Origin of the sequence: Thiomonas arsenitoxydans (assembly GCF_000253115.1) — a bacterium.
Classification (GTDB): domain Bacteria; phylum Pseudomonadota; class Gammaproteobacteria; order Burkholderiales; family Burkholderiaceae_C; genus Thiomonas; species Thiomonas arsenitoxydans.
This window is the reverse complement of sequence record NC_014145.1, coordinates 145,640-163,663: the sequence shown is the minus strand read 5'-3', so window position 1 is coordinate 163,663 and position 18,024 is coordinate 145,640. Positions and strand designations below refer to the sequence as shown.

At 64.3% G+C, this 18,024-nt stretch carries 20 protein-coding genes; 1 reads left to right on the top strand and 19 read right to left on the bottom strand.

Annotated features, from left to right (window positions below; genetic code table 11):
* Nucleotides 1-28: 28 nt before the first annotated feature.
* The 6 genes from THI_RS00735 to THI_RS00710 form a co-directional block, all read right to left on the bottom strand.
* Nucleotides 29-1,234, bottom strand: coding sequence for a phosphoglycerate kinase (locus THI_RS00735; RefSeq protein WP_013104304.1), 1,206 nt, complete (start codon nt 1,232-1,234; stop codon nt 29-31).
* A gap of 70 nt (nt 1,235-1,304) precedes the next feature.
* Complete coding sequence (gene gap / locus THI_RS00730) at nt 1,305-2,312, bottom strand: type I glyceraldehyde-3-phosphate dehydrogenase (protein WP_013104303.1); 1,008 nt, start codon at nt 2,310-2,312, stop codon at nt 1,305-1,307.
* 71 nt (nt 2,313-2,383) lie between these two features.
* Nucleotides 2,384-3,079, bottom strand: a complete 696-nt coding sequence (gene gph / locus THI_RS00725; protein ID WP_141130553.1) for a phosphoglycolate phosphatase — start codon at nt 3,077-3,079, stop codon at nt 2,384-2,386.
* Between the two features lie 34 nt (nt 3,080-3,113).
* On the bottom strand, nt 3,114-5,141 hold the full coding sequence (gene tkt, locus THI_RS00720) for a transketolase (protein WP_013104301.1): 2,028 nt from the start codon (nt 5,139-5,141) through the stop codon (nt 3,114-3,116).
* A gap of 31 nt (nt 5,142-5,172) precedes the next feature.
* Complete coding sequence (locus tag THI_RS00715) at nt 5,173-6,048, bottom strand: phosphoribulokinase (protein ID WP_013104300.1); 876 nt, start codon at nt 6,046-6,048, stop codon at nt 5,173-5,175.
* Nucleotides 6,049-6,204: 156 nt separating this feature from the next.
* Nucleotides 6,205-7,284, bottom strand: coding sequence for a class 1 fructose-bisphosphatase (locus THI_RS00710; protein ID WP_013104299.1), 1,080 nt, complete (start codon nt 7,282-7,284; stop codon nt 6,205-6,207).
* A 408-nt stretch (nt 7,285-7,692) separates the two neighbouring features.
* On the opposite strand from THI_RS00710, the gene THI_RS00705 reads away from it, so the two are divergent.
* Nucleotides 7,693-8,652: a LysR family transcriptional regulator gene (locus tag THI_RS00705; protein ID WP_013104298.1), complete on the top strand. Its 960-nt coding sequence runs from the start codon at nt 7,693-7,695 to the stop codon at nt 8,650-8,652.
* A 21-nt stretch (nt 8,653-8,673) separates the two neighbouring features.
* Here the strand turns inward: THI_RS00705 and THI_RS00700 are convergent, their stop codons facing one another.
* The 13 genes from THI_RS00700 to THI_RS00640 form a co-directional block, all read right to left on the bottom strand.
* Nucleotides 8,674-9,384: a 16S rRNA (uracil(1498)-N(3))-methyltransferase gene (locus tag THI_RS00700; protein ID WP_013104297.1), complete on the bottom strand. Its 711-nt coding sequence runs from the start codon at nt 9,382-9,384 to the stop codon at nt 8,674-8,676.
* Nucleotides 9,385-9,412: 28 nt separating this feature from the next.
* Nucleotides 9,413-10,357: a transaldolase family protein gene (locus THI_RS00695; protein ID WP_013104296.1), complete on the bottom strand. Its 945-nt coding sequence runs from the start codon at nt 10,355-10,357 to the stop codon at nt 9,413-9,415.
* Nucleotides 10,358-10,424: 67 nt separating this feature from the next.
* Nucleotides 10,425-10,727, bottom strand: coding sequence for a hypothetical protein (locus tag THI_RS00690; RefSeq protein ID WP_013104295.1), 303 nt, complete (start codon nt 10,725-10,727; stop codon nt 10,425-10,427).
* A 56-nt stretch (nt 10,728-10,783) separates the two neighbouring features.
* On the bottom strand, nt 10,784-11,608 hold the full coding sequence (locus tag THI_RS00685) for a S1 family peptidase (RefSeq protein ID WP_013104294.1): 825 nt from the start codon (nt 11,606-11,608) through the stop codon (nt 10,784-10,786).
* 15 nt (nt 11,609-11,623) lie between these two features.
* Nucleotides 11,624-12,253, bottom strand: a complete 630-nt coding sequence (locus tag THI_RS00680) for a microcompartment protein (protein WP_013104293.1) — start codon at nt 12,251-12,253, stop codon at nt 11,624-11,626.
* Between the two features lie 13 nt (nt 12,254-12,266).
* The gene (locus tag THI_RS00675) at nt 12,267-14,624 is read right to left on the bottom strand and encodes a nitric oxide reductase activation protein NorD (RefSeq protein WP_013104292.1); all 2,358 of its coding nucleotides are present in this window, start codon (nt 14,622-14,624) and stop codon (nt 12,267-12,269) included.
* 55 nt (nt 14,625-14,679) lie between these two features.
* The gene (locus THI_RS00670) at nt 14,680-15,597 is read right to left on the bottom strand and encodes a CbbQ/NirQ/NorQ/GpvN family protein (protein ID WP_013104291.1); all 918 of its coding nucleotides are present in this window, start codon (nt 15,595-15,597) and stop codon (nt 14,680-14,682) included.
* 67 nt (nt 15,598-15,664) lie between these two features.
* A complete protein-coding gene (locus THI_RS00665) occupies nt 15,665-15,922 on the bottom strand; it encodes a hypothetical protein (RefSeq protein ID WP_013104290.1) in 258 nt (85 codons plus the stop codon).
* Nucleotides 15,919-16,557, bottom strand: coding sequence for a ParA family partition ATPase (gene parA, locus THI_RS00660; protein ID WP_013104289.1), 639 nt, complete (start codon nt 16,555-16,557; stop codon nt 15,919-15,921). Before parA ends, THI_RS00665 begins: the two co-directional genes overlap by 4 nt.
* 3 nt (nt 16,558-16,560) lie before the next feature.
* Entirely contained in the window at nt 16,561-16,827 is a 267-nt protein-coding gene (locus THI_RS00655) for a 4a-hydroxytetrahydrobiopterin dehydratase (protein ID WP_013104288.1), read from the bottom strand.
* Complete coding sequence (locus tag THI_RS00650; protein WP_013104287.1) at nt 16,820-17,251, bottom strand: ferritin-like domain-containing protein; 432 nt, start codon at nt 17,249-17,251, stop codon at nt 16,820-16,822. The genes THI_RS00655 and THI_RS00650 overlap by 8 nt, the downstream gene beginning before the upstream one ends.
* Nucleotides 17,252-17,277: 26 nt before the next feature.
* Nucleotides 17,278-17,616, bottom strand: coding sequence for an alpha-carboxysome major shell protein CsoS1 (locus THI_RS00645; protein WP_013121931.1), 339 nt, complete (start codon nt 17,614-17,616; stop codon nt 17,278-17,280).
* Between the two features lie 104 nt (nt 17,617-17,720).
* Nucleotides 17,721-18,017, bottom strand: coding sequence for an alpha-carboxysome major shell protein CsoS1 (locus tag THI_RS00640; RefSeq protein ID WP_013104285.1), 297 nt, complete (start codon nt 18,015-18,017; stop codon nt 17,721-17,723).
* Between the last annotated feature and the right edge of the window lie 7 nt (nt 18,018-18,024).

Below are 18,024 nucleotides of genomic sequence, written 5' to 3'. Positions count from 1 at the left end.
CAGGTTCAAAACGATCAAAGCATGGGCTTCAAGACAAGGGCTGCTTGGCGCGCTGCTGCAGGATCTCGAAAGCGGGCAACTGTTTGCCTTCGAGCACTTCCAGGAAGGCGCCGCCGCCGGTGGAGATGTAGCCGATGCGGTCGGTGATGCCGTATTTGGCAATCGCCGCCAGGGTATCGCCGCCGCCCGCGATGGAGAAGGCAGGGCTGCTGGCGATGGCCTCGGCCAGCACCTTGGTGCCGTTGGCGAAGGCGTCGAACTCGAACACGCCCACCGGGCCGTTCCAGACGATGGTGCCCGCGGTCTTGAGCTTGGCCGCCAGCTTGGCCGCAGTCTTGGGACCGATGTCGAGTATGAGGTCGTCAGCGGCCACATCCTTGGCGTCTTTGACGGTGGCCTCGGCGGTGGCGCTGAACTGCTTGGCCACCACCACATCTTCGGGAATGGGCACCTCGGCGCCGCGTTCCTTCATTTTGGCGATGACCTTCTTCGCCTCATCCACCAGATCGGGCTCGGCCAGGCTTTTGCCGATGGGCAGACCTTCGGCCAGCATGAAGGTGTTGGCGATGCCGCCGCCCACGATCAGGCCATCGACCTTGTCGGCCAGGGCTTGCAGGATGGTGAGCTTGGTGGAGACCTTGGAGCCTGCGACGATGGCCACCAGCGGGCGCGCAGGTTTTTCCAGCGCGCGGCTGATGGCGTCGATCTCAGCCGCCAGCAGGGGGCCCGCACAGGCGATGGGCGCGTACTTGGCGATGCCATAGGTGGTCGCCTCAGCGCGGTGGGCGGTGCCGAAAGCGTCGTTCACATAGATGTCGCAGAGCTTGGCGATTTTTTGCGACAGCGCGTCGTCGTTCTTTTTCTCGCCCTTGTTGACGCGAGCGTTTTCGAGCATGACCACTTCGCCAGGACGCACGTCAAAGCCGCCGTCCACCCAGTTGGCCTGCAGCTTGACCGGCAGGCCGAGCAGCTCGCTCAGGCGCTTCGCCACGGGGGCCAGCGAATCCTCGGGCTTGAATTCACCTTCGGTCGGGCGGCCCAGGTGCGAGGTGATCATCACCCCGGCACCGGCGTCGAGCGCCATTTTCACTGCGGGCACGGAAGCGCGCACCCGGGTGTCTTCGGTGATCTCGCCCTTGTCGTTGAACGGCACGTTCAGATCGGCGCGAATGAATACGCGCTTGTCCTGGGCGAAGCCGCGCTTGCACACTTCTTCAAAGGTCAGGATTTGCATCAGTCTCTCCTCGGTTGCACCCCGCTGACGGGTGTTTTGATGAGTCGTCAAGGCAGCGGGGCTGGCGGCATCAGTTGCTGGCGACGTGCTTGACGAAGCGCATCATGTTGCAGGTGTAGCCGTACTCGTTGTCGTACCAGGACACGACCTTGACGAAGGTGGAATCGAGAGCGATACCGGCATCGGCGTCGAAGATCGACGGCATGGAGCAGCCGCGATAGTCGGTGGAGACCACCTTGTCTTCGGTATAGCCGAGCACGCCCTTGAGCGGGCCTTCGGAAGCGGCCTTCATCGCCGCGCAGATGTCGGCGTAGCTGGCTTCCTTGTTCAGCTCGACGGTCAGGTCGACCACAGAGACGTCAGGCGTGGGCACGCGGAAGGCCATGCCGGTGAGCTTTTTGTTCAGCTCGGGAATGACTTTGCCCACCGCCTTGGCCGCGCCGGTGCTCGACGGGATGATGTTGTCCAGGATGCCCCGGCCGCCGCGCCAGTCTTTGCTCGACGGGCCGTCCACGGTCTTCTGCGTGGCGGTGGCGGCGTGCACCGTACTCATCAGGCCGCGCTTGATGCCGAAGCTGTCGTTGAGCACCTTGGCCACGGGGGCCAGGCAGTTGGTGGTGCAGGAGGCGGCGGAGACGATTTTCTCGCCAGCGTACTTGGAGTGGTTCACGCCATAGACGAACATCGGCGTGTCGTCCTTGGAGGGGGCGGATTGCACCACTTTCTTGGCGCCAGCGTCGATGTGCTTCTGGCAGGTATCGAGGGTGAGGAAGAAGCCGGTGGCTTCAACCACCACGTCGGCATTCACTTCGTTCCACTTCAGGTTGGCGGGATCGCGCTCGGCGGTGAGGCGGATTTTCTTGCCGTTGACCACCAGGTTGTTGCCTTCCACGCCCACCGTGCCGTTGAAGCGGCCATGCACCGAGTCGTACTGCAGCATGTAAGCCAGGTAGTCCGGCTCGAGCAGGTCGTTGATGGCGACGATCTCCAAGTCTTTGAACTCGGCTTCCTGCGCCACGGCGCGGAACACCATGCGGCCGATGCGGCCGAATCCATTGATGGCGATGCGAATGGTCATATGAGATCTCCTGAATGAAGGTTGAGAAAAAGTGGGGTGTGGCGTGTGCAGGCGGCGTTTTGAGCGCGCCCTCAATCGGAAGCGTGCAAGGCCGACGCCCGCACGGCCTCGGCGACTGCGGCCACCGTGGGAATGATGCGATCGGGCTCGGCCAGGGCGATCGACTTGCCGTGGTTGTAGCCATAGGGCACCGCCCAGACCGCCACGCCGGCGGCACGCGCGGTGGCGACATCGATCTCGGAATCGCCGACGAACAGCGCGCGGTTTGCCCGCAGCTTGAAGGCGTCGAGGCAGTAGCGCACCGGCAGCGGATCGGGCTTCTTGGCTTCGAGCGTATCGCCGGCCACCACCATGTCGAAGTAGTGACGGATGCCATGCACCATGAGCACCGTGGTGGCGAAGCGCTGTTCTTTGTTGGTGACCAGCGCGATGCGTACCTGCGCCGCGCGCAAGGCCTTGAGCGTACTGAGCACATCGGGATAGAGGCGGCTGCGCTGCCCGGTACGCACGGCATAGAACTCGGCAAAGCGCGGCATCAGGATGTCGAGCGTGCCGGTGCGCCGCACCGTCTCTTCTTCGAGGCCGGTGGCATGCGCATAGGCGTGCAGCATGAGTTCGCGCGTGCCATGTCCGATCCAGGCGCGGATCAGATGCTCGGAGACTTCGGGCAGTTGCTGATCGCGCAGCAGGTCGTTGACCGCGTCGGCGATTTCCGGCGCGGTTTCCACCAGCGTACCGTCGAGGTCGAACATCACCAAATCGAACATGGCTTGCGTCATCCTGTTGCGTGTCGGGTCAGACTCAAGCGGCTTGCAGCACGGACTTCGCCACGGCGACCGCATGCTCTGCCGTCACCTTGAAGTACTGATAAAGCTGGGGCGCGGGGGCGGATTCGCCAAAGGTGGCGATACCGACGATGCCGCCGTTCAGGCCGACATACTTGTGCCAGAAGTCCGGGTGACCCGCCTCGATGGCCACGCGCGGCAAGCCTGCGGGCAGCACCTCGTTGCGGTAGGCCGCATCCTGGCGGTCGAAGGCGTTGGTGCAGGGCATGGAGACCACGCGGGCCGCGACGCCCTGTTCGGCCAGCATGCCTTGCGCCTTGAGCGCGATTTCCACTTCGGAGCCGGTGGCGATCAGCACGATCTGCGGCTTGCCGCCTTGCGCTTCGGACAGCACATAGCCGCCGCGCGAAATAGTGCGTTCGGCGTCTTCCGGGTGCGGGGTGGAGACGAGATTCTGCCGCGACAGCAGCAGGGCGCTGGGGCCATGCTTGCGCTCGATGGCGTGCTTCCAGGCCACCGCGGTTTCGAGCACGTCGGCCGGGCGCCACACATCCAGATTGGGGATGAGGCGCAGGCTGGACGGCTGCTCGATCGGCTGGTGCGTCGGGCCGTCTTCGCCCAGACCGATGGAGTCGTGCGAGAAGACGTGGATGACCCGCTGCTTCATCAGCGCGCTCATGCGCACGCCGTTGCGCGAGTAGTCGGAGAACATCAGGAAGGTGCCGCCGTAGGGCAGGAAGCCGCCATGCAGCGCCATGCCGTTCATCATGGCCACCATGCCGAATTCGCGCACGCCATACGACAGATAGTTGAACGCCGTGCCGGGCGCGGCCTTCTCGAAGGAATGCGAGGCCTTGACCGCGGTGAGGTTGGAACCGGTCAGGTCGGCCGAACCGCCGAACAGGCCCGGCAGCGCGGGCACCAGGGTTTCAAGCGCGATCTGCGAGGACTTGCGCGTGGCGGTCGCCGCAGTGACCTCGCGCGCCTTGGCATACAGGGTCTGCACGGTCTGACCCCAATCGGCAGGCAGATCGCCGGCCATGCGGCGCTTGAATTCGGCGGCCAGTGCGGAATGGGCCTTCTCATAGGCGGCGAAGCGCTCGTTCCAGTCGGCTTCGAGCTTGGCGCCGTGGAATTTGGCGTCCCAGGCCTGGTAAATGTCGGCGGGAATTTCAAACGGGCCGTAGTCCCAGCCCAGGGCCTTGCGGGTGGCGTCGGCCTCGGCCTGGCCGAGCGCGGCGCCGTGCACATCGTGCGTGCCGGCCTTGTTGGGCGAACCCCAGCCGATGGTGGTGCGGCAAATGACGAGCGTGGGTTTGTCGCTGGTCTTGGCTTCGGCGGTGGCTTTCTCGACGGCAACGGCGTCATGGCCGTCGATGGGGCCGATGACGTTCCAGCCATAGGCCTGGAAGCGCTGCGCGGTGTTGTCGGAGAACCAGTGCTCGACATGACCGTCGATGGAAATGCCGTTGTCGTCGTAGTAGGCGATGAGCTTGTTGAGCTTGAGCGTGCCGGCCAGCGAGCAGACCTCGTGGCTGATGCCCTCCATCAGGCAGCCGTCGCCGAGGAACACATAGGTGTGGTGATCGACGATGGCATGGCCGGGCTGGTTGAACTGCGCGGCCAGCACTTTTTCGGCCAGCGCCATGCCCACGCCGTTGGCGATGCCCTGACCCAGCGGGCCAGTGGTGGTTTCCACGCCCGGCGTGTAGCCCACTTCGGGGTGGCCCGGCGTTTTGCTGTGCAGTTGGCGGAAGCGCTTGAGCTCCTCGATCGGCAGGTCGTAGCCGGTGAGATGCAGCAGGGCGTAGATCAGCATCGAGCCGTGGCCGTTGGACAGCACGAAGCGGTCGCGGTTGGCCCAGTGCGGATTGGCCGGGTTGTGGTGCAGGTGATTGCGCCACAGCACTTCGGCGATGTCGGCCATGCCCATGGGGGCGCCGGGGTGGCCGGAGTTGGCGGCCTGCACGCCGTCGATGGCGAGAAAGCGGATGGCGTTGGCCAGACGGCGGCGCTGTTGGGTGTCGATTTGAACGGTAGTCATGTTGAAATTCTTCCGGGTTTGGACAACGCGGTTAACCTGCGCGACGCTTGAGGTCCATCAGACGCAGAATCATCGGCGTGAAGATGAGCTGCATGGCAATGCCCATCTTGCCGCCGGGCACGACCAGGGTGTTGGGGCGGCTCATCCACGAGTCGTGGAGCATGGACAGCAGGTAGGGAAAATCGATGCCCTTGGGGTTCGCGAAGCGGATGACCACCATGCTCTCGTCGAGCGTGGGAATGTCTTTGGCGATGAAGGGGTTGGAGGTATCGACCGTGGGCACGCGCTGGAAGTTGACGTGGGTGCGCGAGAACTGCGGCGCGATGTGATGCACATAGTCGGGCATGCGGCGCAGGATGGTGTCCATCACCGCCTCTTGCGAGTAGCCGCGCTGGATCTGGTCGCGGTGCAGCTTTTGAATCCACTCCAGGTTGATGATGGGCACCACGCCTACCAACAGGTCCACCTGTTTGGCCACGTTGATCTCGCCAGAGGCGTAACCGCCGTGCAGACCTTCGTAGAACATCAGATCGGAACCCGGCTTGATGTCCTTCCACTCGGTGAAGTTGCCCGGCTCGACGCCGAATTCGGCCGCCTCGCCCGCATCGTGGATGTACTTGCGCACCTTGCCGCCGCCGGTCTCGCCGTAGGTCTTGAACACGGTTTCCAGTTCGCCCAGCAAGTTGGCGTCGGGGCCGAAGTGGCTGAAGTGACGGTTGCCCGCGGCTTCCTGCTTTTTCATCTCCTCGCGCATTTCCATGCGGTTGAACTTATGGAAGGAATCTCCCTCGACGATTTGCGCGGTGAGCTGTTCGCGGCGGAAGATGTGCTGGAAGCTGCGCATCACCGTGGTGGTGCCGGCGCCCGACGACCCGGTGATGGCAATGATGGGATGTTTGACAGACATGGTGCGAGCCTCTTTTCAAGACAAGGAAATCAATGCATGCAGCGCCCGTCTTGATGCGGGTCGCTGCCAGGTTTGATCCGGCGCAAAGCGCAGCAATGGCGGCGGGGCCCTACGCTTCGATGCTGCCGAAACGAGCCGACCCTGCGGCCGCAACGCTCAACGGCTGGCTTCGTCGCGGTACAGCGAACGCTCTTTGAACAGCGGCGACTCAAAGGCTTTGTCTTCGCCCCGGTCATATTCGGCGTGATAGCGCTCCAGACGCTCGATCTCGTTCTTGGAGCCCAGCATCACCGGCACGCGCTGATGCAGCGAGCTTGGCTGCACCTCAAGAATACGCCCGCGCCCGGTGGAAGCCGCACCGCCCGCCTGCTCGATGATCATGCCGATCGGATTGGCTTCGTACATCAGGCGCAGACGGCCCGGCTTGCTCGGGTCTTTGGTGTCTTTGGGGTACATGAAAATACCGCCGCGCATGAGAATGCGGTGCACGTCGGCCACCATCGAGGCGATCCAGCGGGTGTTGAAGTCGCGCCCGCGCGGACCGGTCTTGCCGGCCTTGCACTCCGCGACATAGCGCTGAATCGGCGGCTCCCAGAAGCGCTCGTTGCTGGTGTTGATGGCGAATTCGCTGGTGTCTGCGGGAATCTGCAGATTGGGATGGGTGAGGATGAAGTTACCGATTTCGCGGTCAAGGGTAAATCCGTGCGTGCCTTTGCCCACGGTCAGCACCAGCATGGTGGCCGGGCCGTAGATGGCGTAACCCGCAGCGACCTGCTCCACGCCGGGGCGCAGGTAGTCGGCCACGGTGGGGTCGCCGATCTTGGTGTGGCGCAGCACCGAAAAAATGGTGCCGACCGAGACGTTGACGTCGGTGTTGCTCGACCCGTCGAGCGGATCGAAAATGAGCATGTAGGGGCCGCGCTCGAATTCCTTCGGCAGGGTGTACGGGTCGTCCATTTCTTCGGACGCCATGCCGGCGACCAGGCCGCCCCACTCGCACGCCTGGATCATGGCGTCGTTGGAGAGCACGTCGAGCTTTTTCTGTACTTCGCCCTGCACGTTCTGCGTGTCGAGCGCACCGAGGAAGCCGCCGAGCGCCCCCTTGGAGGTCATGGCGGAGATGGCCTTGACCGCGGCGGTCACATCCACGAGCAAGGCGGCGAGATCGGCCTGATCATCGGTGCCGTGCAATTGCTCGATGAGGAATTTTGAGACGGTGGTGCGACCTGACTGCATGGTGGAGCTCCCAATGGTTATGGGCCAGGGACAACAGACCTGCCCCGCACTTCAGACGTGCGGGTGAATCTGCTGGCTCGAGGCCCGATGACTTTTTGAAGCAACCTGCGGTCGGCGGACCAACCCCTGAGAAATCACTGAGACGTCAGCAGGACGCCCATCAGCGCAAGTCACTTCAAAAAGCCCGCAGCCCCAAAACGGAGACTCGCATGAACAGACTTCATTGGCTGCGGTAAAAGCTCCTGAAGTAGAACTTCGGAGCCCGTTCACAAACGGTGCGACCCATGACCATGGCGAAAAGGTGAATGACAAAATTCATTCCTAATCTTTATCGCTTAGGCCGAATATAAGCGGTGGCTCGAATTAAGGTAAATTCACGATTTGTTGATGTTCAGATCAGGAATTTTGATGAAAAACGCGACCATCCGTCAGCTCCGCGTCTTCAGCGCCGCTGCGCGCCACCTGCACTTTGGCAAGGCGGCCCAGGAAATGCACCTCACGCCGCCTGCTGTCTCCATGCAAATCAGAGAGCTGGAGTCGCAGGTCGGGCTCCCCCTATTCGAGCGTCAGGGCAAGTCCGTCAGTCTGACCTTGACGGGAGAGTATTTGGTGGTCTATGCCCGCAAGGTTCTTGCAACGCTCAAAGACGCCGAGGACGCCATGGCGCGCCTGCGGGGCATCAAGGCCGGCCGACTGACCATTGGCATGGTGAGTACGGCCCAGTATTTCGTGCCACGCTTGCTGGCGCGCTTTCACGCCGAGTATCCCCATGTGGAGGTCCGGCTCTCGGTGGGCAACCGTGAACAATTGGTGAGTCATCTCCAGAACAGCGAGCTGGATCTCGCCATCATGGGCCGACCGCCGCGAGACGTTGCCACGCGCGCCGAACCCTTTGCCGCCCACCCCATGGGCATCATCGCGCCGCCACAGCACCCGCTATCGACCGGAGGGCCGCACTCGGCCACACTGCTGACGCAGTTCAACTTCATCATCCGCGAACCCGGCTCGGGCACGCGCGCCACTTTTGAGGAGTATCTGCACCAGCATCAGATGGAGCTGCCCCTGTTCACCGAAATGCAGAGCAACGAAACCATCAAGCAGGCGGTCATGGCGAATATGGGCATCAGCTTCCTGTCGCTGCACACCATCGACCTGGAATTGCGCAACAACCTGCTGACCGTGCCGTCGATCGAGGGCATGCCCTTGCTGCGACGCTGGTACGCGGTGAACAGTCTGGCCAAACTGCTGTCACCGGGGGCGGAAGCATTCCGCTATTTCATTCTGGAGCATGGCGAATCGTTTCTGGCGGAAACCTTCGGCACCGACATTCTGGCACCCGGCAAGGACTTGGCCAACGCTGAGCCGTAGTCGCAGCGCCGGTCGCTGCGCTCAGCCGCAGGCGCGCATCAGCGCAGCAAGCGGCGCGGTATCGGCGCGCAACACGCGCGGCCCCAGGCTGACCGCTTGAAACCCCGATCTCTGCAGCAGGGCGATTTCGTCTTCGCCCAGTCCACCCTCGGGCCCGGAGACCATCCAGCCTGATTCGCCCGCGGCAAAGGGCTCAAGCGCACGCGTCGCCAACGGGCTCAACACGCAGCGATGCAACCGAGCGTTGTCGTTGCCGAGGTGCTGCAGCCAATCGGACAGTGTCGCCACCGGCGCCACCTCGGGAACGCGATTGCGGCCGCACTGCTCGCACGCTGCAATGGCGACGCCTTGCCAGTGCGCCACCCGCCGCTGCGCACGCTCGCCCTGCAGACGCAGCACGCTGCGCCGCGTAATCAAGGGCTGAATGGCCGCGACACCCAGTTCCACCGCCTTTTCCACCAAAGCATCCATGCGCTCGTTGGCCGGCATGCCCACGGCCAGCATGACGCGCACGTCCGCTTCGCGCTCCACCGCATGGTGGGTGCGAAGCAGCAGGGTTTTGGGGTCGATGACCTCGCCCGACCACTCGCCGCCGGTGCCGTCAAACACGGCGACCGGTTCGCCCTCCTTCAATCGCAAGACCTTGACATGCTTGGCCGTCGCCGCGGGCAGGGTCAACAGGCCGGGCGCCAGCATGGCCTCAGTGGGCGGAATGTAAAAGCGCAACGACACGAAAGAGCGACCGTAGGAACTGCGCGCTTCACGCCGCGGCCAGTTGAGACAGCACCGCTTCAGTGTCTGCGCTGAACAGGCGCACGCCCTCTTGCAGCTTTTCGGTGGCCATGCGGTCGGTGCGCATGCACTGCTCAAAGTCCTGCTGGCTCAGCACGGGCGGCAGGGGGTCGATCGCCGGGCCTGCCTGCGCCGCGTCGAGTTGACGCGGCATCGCGCGGTCGCTGGCCGCCAGGGCATCGAGCAAGGCCGGTGGAATGGTGAGCAGGTCACAGCCTGCCAGGGCAGCGATCTGGTCCAGGTCACGAAAGCTCGCGCCCATTACCTCGGTCGGCACGCCTTGCTGCTTGTAGTCATACCAGATGCGCCTGACAGCCTGCACGCCGGGGTCGTTGGCGCCGCGACGCTGCTCGGCGTCCCAGGCCCCGCCAGCCTGAAGGCGATGCCAGTCGGTGATGCGTCCCACGAAAGGCGAAATCAACTTCACACCCGCCGCGGCGCAAGCCTGCGCCTGTGCGAAGCTGAACAACAGCGTGAGGTTGCAGTGGATGCCTTCGGCTTCGAGCATGCGGGCTGCGACAATGCCTTCCCAAGTGGCGGCAATCTTGATCAGCACGCGCTCGCGCGGCACGCCCTGCGCCGCATATCGCGCCATCAGCGCGCGGGCGCGCCGCAAGGTGCCTTCGGTATCGTGGGACAGGCGCGCATCGACCTCGGTGGACACCCGGCCCGGCAGACGCTGCAGAATTTGCACCCCGAACGCCACGAGCAGCGCGTCCAGACGATCATTGACGTCGGCAGAACCGCTCACTGCGGCCGCGACGAGGCGGGCATAGCGCGGATCGGCGGCCGCCTTGCGAATCAGACTGGGATTGGTCGTGGCATCCCGCGCGCTCCAGCGGGACAGCAGATCCAAATCGGCCGTATCGACCACGACGACAGTGGAAGCAGCCAGCGAATCGAGTGCAGACATGAGTGAGGAGTGAGACGGCGATGCGAAGCGATCATCTTAGGCGAGCTTCGACAGCTCTCCCATGTGATCAGTCTTCGTCGTCGAGCTCGGCGTTCCAGCCCTTGCTCTGCGCACGCTGCATGGCGCGCTCATACAGGGCGCGGTGACGCTCGGCGAGTTCCGGCGGCAGGCGGCTGGGCAGATTGCCGTGCTGATCCCATTCGGCCTCCACTTTCTGCATCAGCCCCTGCATGCGCTGCAGGTCCCAGCCTTTGCAGTCTTCGGCTTCGGGCAGCAGCCCGAAAACCCAGGCGTCTAGCACCACCCGGCCAAGCTGGGTCATGCCGTGCGCGTCGGCGTGATAGCCGGGATAAATCGGTTTTTCTTGCATGTTGAGCTCGTTTCGGTCGGGCGGTCGTCGGTCGTTGAGACCGATGTGGTCGCCGCTCAGGCCACCCAGCGCTGAAGGTAAGAGTGGATGAGCTCGAACACTTTATCGGATTTGATGATCAACCCCAGATCGATCATCTCAGAACCCAGCGCCATGCCCCGGTTGTTGGCAGGCACCGGGGCGGGCACGATGTGGTGCGCTTCCTCACGGAAAAACACCGCGGCAACCACCCCGGCGAACAGCAGATCGCGCGTGGCCTCGCGCCGTGAAATCTGGCCGCCTCGGCGTTCGATGAACACCGGGCTGCCGCTGGAGCCGGGATAGACCGCGGCGTCGATGAGAAACTGCCGATGCCCTTCAAAGTCGAGTGCGGCGGGCGTCGCCGTAGTCCCTCGGCGCAGGATGGGCATGAGGTTGACCTGATCCCACACGCCGCTGGGATAGCCGACGAACAGCACGTCTTCCAGGGCGTCGAACTGCTGCCAGGTCGCGGCGTCGGGAATGAGTCGGCTGTCGATCGGCTCGAAATAAAGCTCCACGCCTTGCTGCTCAGCCGCCTGCTGCAGCGGCGCGAGCGGCACCAGGGCCAGATCGACCTCAGCGTCGGGGTGTAGATGCCAGGCGGCGGGGAACTCGTCGATGTTGAGCTGGAAGCGCTGGCCGAACGCGGGCCGACCCTGGCGCTTTTGCGTGAACACCAGCCCGCCACGCCGCACGCCCTCCACCAAATGGCGGTTGGTGACGACGAAGTCCGTCACGCCGCGGGCATGCGTATGGCGCACGACGAAGGCGGTGCCGGAGCCTTCGCTGCCGTCGTCGAGCACGGTGTCGACCCGGACGGTGGAAAACAGCAGCCGCTTGGCGGTGGAATCGATGTCCATGTGGAGGCGGCTCGTTCAGTGATGCGTCGCGGACTGGTTCAGCCGCTCGATGGCGGCAATCGCCGCCCGCTGCGCTTCGGCGGCTTCGGCCTCGTTGCCCATCATGGTCAGCCGCCCGAAGGTGCCGAACGGCCGCACATCGACAAGGGTGACCTGGGCCGCCTTCTCCGCCTCGTTGGCGGCGTAGACGATATAACCCGCGGGCTCGACTTCGAGGATGAACATGCTCTTGCCCGGCAGGATCATCGAGCCCTTGCGAAACTGGCGGTTGATGAGGGTGGCGTGGTCGGGGGTGATGGCGCGGATGATTTCGTTCCACGCCACTTTGCAGCGCAGCCGCGACTGCTCGCTGGCCCCGAGCTGCTGCAGGATCACGCCGCCGGCAGCCAGCACCTCGCTTTGGTTGCGGTAGTGCAGCTCCATCGAGCCGAAAGAGCGCTCGACCACCTGCTCGCCCATGCGCACGTTGGTTTTTTTCAGCGCCGCATCCGACAGGCTGTGCACCGCCATGCCCGGCCCCACCTCCACCCAAAGACAGGCATCGCCGGCCACGGGCAAGAAGCCTTGCGACGAAGTGGCCAGATAGGACGCCAACTGCGGCTGCAGGGCGTCGATGAAGACGAAAGTGCGCAGGGAGATTTTCATGCCTGGCGCGCCTTCAGCGGGTAAGGCTCATGTAGAGCATAGGAAGCTTTTCGGGCAGGCGTTCGACCTTGTCGATCACCGTGAAGTTCTTGACGCCGAAAATACGCGAGACGTACAGATCGGCGTGCGGATCGAGCGACAGCGCGTAGACCGTGACGCCCTGCTGCAGCAGTTGTTCGACTGCGCGCTTGGTATCGTGCCGCAGGTATTGCGGGTCGCGCACATCGTTGTCGGCGGGCTCGCCGTCGGTGACGACGAAGCAGATTTTCTTGCGCTTGGGCTGCTGCTCCAGATAGTGCCCGGCATGGCGCAGCGCAGCGCCCATGCGGGTGGAGTAGCTGCCCTTCATGCCGGCCAGCCGCGCACGGGCGAGATCACCATAGGGCTGGTCGAAATCCTTGAAGCGGTAGTAGTGCACGTCGTGGCGGCCGTCGGAGCAGAAGCCGTGGATGGCGAACGGGTCGCCGATGCGTTGCAGCGCTTCGGCCAGCAGCACGGTGGCGGCGCGGGTGAGATCGAGCACGGAATAGTCGTGGCCGCGCACCTTGTCGTTGGACGACTCGGACATGTCGAGCAACACCATCACGGCCAGATCGCGCTGCGCGCGCTTGAGCCGCACCATGATGCGCGGGTCGGGCTGAACGCCCATGCGCACATCGGTCATGGCGCGCACGGCGGCATCGATGTCGATGTCGTCGCCGTCTTCCTGGCGCCGGATGCGCTGCAGGCCCTGCGGAATCATCGACTCGATGAGAAATTTCAGACGCGACACCACCGGCTTGTGCTCGGCCAGAATGGCGTCGATCACCGACAGATCGCCCACCGGCGGATGACGCTCGAGCACGGTGGCCCAGCTTGGGCGGTCGAGCTGGATCTGGTAGTCCCACTCGGGATAGTGAAAGGGCTCGGAAATCGGCGGGCGGCCTTCGAGCGAGTTGATGGTCACCCCTTCCTGGTCGAGATAGAACTCGGTGGGCAGAATCCAGACCTCCTGCGCGTCGTCACCGGCGAATTCGTTATCGACCTCGTTGACCATCTCCATGACGCTGACCTTGCGCCGCACCTGCTGCTGCGTCTCCCAGGTGGCCTGCAACGCCTGCGCTTCGTCGTACTCCTCCAGCTCCCAGATGGCGCGGTTGTCGTCGCGATAAAGCGCGCGCAGACCATCGGTGCGGCGGTTGTATTCCGGCAGATCCAGCGCCGCCAAGGGGTGTGAGAGGTCGATGCCTACGTTCCAGCTGAATTTCGCATCCAACAAGTCGGGCTGGGCGCGAAAATGGGCCACGCCCTGTTGTACCCAAGGATGCGGATCGGCGCTGTGCTCCTCCAACAGCGCGCGCGCGAGTCGGTTGAGCAGATCGCCCACGGTCTTGGGCTCGCTGTAGTCGGCAGGCGGCTGCAGGGCCAGCCACGCCTCACGCATATTGGGAAACTGAGCAATAGCCAGCGCCTCGACGCGTGCGTCTTCGATGACTTCGATCAGACCGATCTGCAGCGGCGACAGGGCCTGCATGGACAGCGGCTCGGTGGTGAACACCAGATGCGCGGCGCAGTGGTTGGCCGCGGCGCGATAGACGTCCAGCGCGCTGACGATCTGCTCTGACGGCGTGTCGGGGCCGAGAGGGCGAAAGTCGTCGTAGGCATCGGCGATGTGAATGACGTAGCGCTCGATGAAGGGCTTGAGACCTTCGCGATTTTCGTAGTCGCCTGCGGTCGGGCGCATGAAAAAGTCACGTCCCCACATCGCCCGCAGATAGATGTTGAGCCGACGCTGCATGTCCACGAACAGCGTGCCTTTGCGCTCTTGCTGCAACATCGAAAGCGCATCGGGGCTTTGCAGCGAAAAGTAGGCGACCTGCCCGTCAAAATCAGCCTTGTAGGCCTGCGCGCCCCACTGGGCCCAGCGCCGCAGCCCGCCCAGGGTGAGCTGCGACAGCAAACGCTCCAGGTTTTCGAGCATGGGCCGCAAGCCTCGCGGCGCCTGTGCCAGCATCAGCGACAGCACGCTGAGAAACTGCCGAAACAACTCTTCGTCGCCCAACCGCTGACCGGCCAGGGGCGCAGTGGCAGCGATCAGCGCCAACACCTGGCCAGAGGTCTTGGAAGCCATGGCCAACAGAAAATTGACCAGATCGGGCAGCACGTCCTCACCGATGGCGCGGGCCAGTTCGGGCATGGACTGCAGGTAGGTGATCACCAGCTCTTCACCGCGGCCAAGCTGGTGCAGCGCGGCAGCTCCCTTGAGGAAGTTGTCTAGGCCGCGCGAGGAGAAGGCGCGCGCCGCCTCGTTCCAAGACGCGCGCAGGACGTCCTGCGCACCGCTCGGCAGCTCGTCGACGAGTTCCTGGAATTCTTCGAGGTGAATGGCCATGATGGACTCACTGCGCGCGGCCCGTGGCGACTGGGGGCCGCAGCGCTAGCGAAGGTCAGAAATAGGTGGTCACCGCGGCGTCCAGCGCATCGCGCATGTCCGGATCATCGGTGATCGGTCGAACCAGCGCCATGCGGCAGGCTCCCAGCGGCGCCACACCCTGCGCGATCAGCGAGCCGGCGTAGATGAGCATGCGGGTGGAGATGCCTTCGTCGAGCCCGTGCCCCTTGAGATTACGCGAGCGTTCGGCGATGTGCACCAGATTCTTGGCCACCTCCAGACCCACACCGGATTCATGCGCCACGATCTCGGCTTCGACTTCGTGCTCGGGGTAGTGGAAATCGAGCGCGGCAAAACGCTGCTTGGTGGATTGCTTGAGGTCCTTCATCAGGCTCTGATAGCCGGGGTTGTAGGAGATGACCACCTGGAAATCGGGATGCGCCTCGATGATCTCGCCCTTCTTCTCCAGCGGCAGAATGCGCCGCGCATCGGTGAGCGGGTGAATGGCGACCGTGGTGTCTTGCCGCGCCTCGACCACTTCGTCGAGATAGCAGATGGCGCCCAAGCGAGCGGCCATGGCCAGCGGGCCGTCTTGCCAGCGGGTGCCGTTGGCATCGAGCAGATAGCGGCCCACCAGGTCGGAGGCGGTCATGTCTTCGTTGCAGGCCACGGTAATCAAGGGCTTGCCCAGCTTCCAGGCCATGTATTCGACGAAGCGGGTTTTGCCGCAGCCCGTGGGGCCCTTGAGCATGACCGGCAGGCGCACGGAATAAGCCGCCTCGTACAGCTCGACTTCGTCGCTCAGCGCACGGTAATAGGGCTCGCGGGCGACACGGTAGGCGTCCAGCCCGCTCGCAGGCGCTGCGCTCAGATCGGCCGCCGGGCGGTGGGCGGCAGGCATGACGGAACCGGCTCGCGCAGGACGTGCATCCTGACGGGGGGCATAAGTGCGAACGTAGTCTTCGTGACGCATGGCAATCTCTCTCAACAAAGCGCGGAACGGCTCAGGGCCGACCGGCGCGAAAAACACAATCGGGCAATCAATCGGGCCAGACGCGCTGCGGGAACAGCGTAGAGGCCGACGAGGCAGGCTCTGCCGCCAGGGGCATTGCCGACGCCTTGGCGACCGTGCGCGGAGCAGGCTTGGCGACTGCGGCTGCCTTGACTGCGGACGCGGGCTTGCTCGCCGCCTCAGTGGCGGGCGTTGCGGCGCGAGCCGGGGCGCCGGCTGTCTTGGCGGGTTGGGTGGAGCGTGCCTGACGCACGCTTTGGGTCAACTTTTCCTTGATGCTGCTCATGATGGGTAAACCTCCTTGAGTATGGCGTCGATTTCGTCCGCGGCGCCCTGGCCGCGGGCGCCCATCTGGTAAACCGACAGGCCGTCAAGCGCCGAGGCGCGATAGATGGCGCGGCGGCGCATGGCGGCCTGCAGCACGGGCAGGCCGAACTCGGCCAGCGCATCCTGCATGGCGGCCGAAAGGGCGCTGCGTTGCTCGATCTGGTTGAGCACCAGAAAGGCACGCAGCCCCGGGTTTTGCGTGCGCGCGGCTTCCACCTCTTGCGGCAGGCGCAGGCTGGCCCAAAGATCCACCGGCGAGGGCAGTACGGGGATGAGCGCGACATCGGCGGACCGCAGCGCCTGGCTGGAGGCATGACTGTCGAGCGAGGGCGGACAATCGAGCACGATGTGCTGATAGGCCTTGTAAGTCTGCCGAAGCCCGGCGCCGTCCCAGCGGCCCGAGATCTGTTTGACCGTGGCCGGGTAGGGCTGCGCGCCTGCGCCACCCCATTGCAGCGCAGAGCCTTGCGGATCGAGGTCCACCACCACCGTCGGCCCGCGCCGGGCCAGCCCGGCAGCCAGATTCATGGCCAGCGTGGTCTTGCCAGCGCCGCCCTTCTGGTTGATGACGGCCAGCACTTGGGCGGCTGCCATGACTCAGCCCGAACTTCCCGCCAAGGCATTCACCCGGGCGGCAAAGGCGCGCTCGGCCTCGCCCAGCGTGGCACCGTCGGCCGCATCGAGGGTGATGTTGACGTAGGTCGTGCCGAAGTTGATGTTCTGCGGATGCTGCCCGGTTTCTTCGGACAAGGCCGCCAGCGCATCGAGAAAGGCGCGCGTCTGGGCGTAACTGCCGAAGGCGAAGCGCTTGAACAGCATCGGCGGTTTGCCCTGCTCGCGCCACGATGCGGTTTGTTCATCCATGTGAGGCTCCTTCGGTATGCTGCACCCGCTGCAGATGTTGCGATTCTTCGTTGAGCAGGCGCGCAAACAAGGCGGCCGACTCGCCATCGCGCACCCGCTGCGCATGACGCAGGGCGTCTGCATACAAATGCACCGCCGAGGTCTCCAACTGCGCATCATGCACCTGCAACTCGGCTGGACTGCGCCCCAGACGGGCGGGCGGCAAATTGCCCGCGCAAGGCGCGATGCCGTGCAGAATGAGTTGTTCCATCAGCGCGCTGGCGTGATCAAGCTCTTCGAGCGCCTCGCGCCGCAGCTCAGCGGCCAAGGCCGCATCGCCCCACAGCCGGGCCAGCACGCTTTGGGCAAGGTACTGCTGCACTGCGGTCATTTCATGACCGAGTGCGCGCGTCAACCAACCCAGGGTGCGGGAATCTACCGGCATATGGACCTGCGTGCTTAGCTGCGTATTTAACTGCGGGTGGAGGTGATTTCCGCATCGCGGCCACCGCCCTCTGCATCGGGGCTGGTCGGCAGTATGCCTTCCACCTCGTTGTGCACGCGGGCGATGATGTGGGCAGCCACCAGGCCGTCGCCCACGCGCTCGCAAGCATCGGCGCCCGCACGCACCGCCGCGTTCACCGCACCGGTTTCGCCACGCACCAGTACGGTCACGTAGCCCCCCCCTACGAACTGGCGACCGATCAGTCGCACTTCCGCTGCCTTGCACATCGCGTCGGCCGCTTCGATCGCGGGCACCAGACCACGCGTTTCGATCATGCCAAGGGCAATACCCGTCACACTTGCCATTTCCAAATCTCCATCAGGTTTCACCGCATCCGCCGCTGGGCGCAACCATGCGGGCGGGGTCGGCGCATTCATGCTGAACGCCAATCAGCGCCAATCAGCGCCGATCAGGCGCTCGGCGTGGAAGGCAGAATACCTTCGACTTCGCTGTGCACGCGGGCGATGATGTGCGCAGCCACCAGGCCGTCACCCACGCGCTCGCAGGCATCGGCACCCGCGCGCACCGCCGCGTTGACCGCGCCGGTTTCGCCGCGCACCAGCACGGTGACGTAGCCGCCGCCCACGAACTGGCGACCGATCAGTCGCACTTCCGCTGCCTTGCACATGGCATCAGCCGCTTCGATCGCCGGCACCAGTCCGCGCGTTTCGATCATACCCAGGGCAATTCCATTCACGTTCGCCATTTCTCGC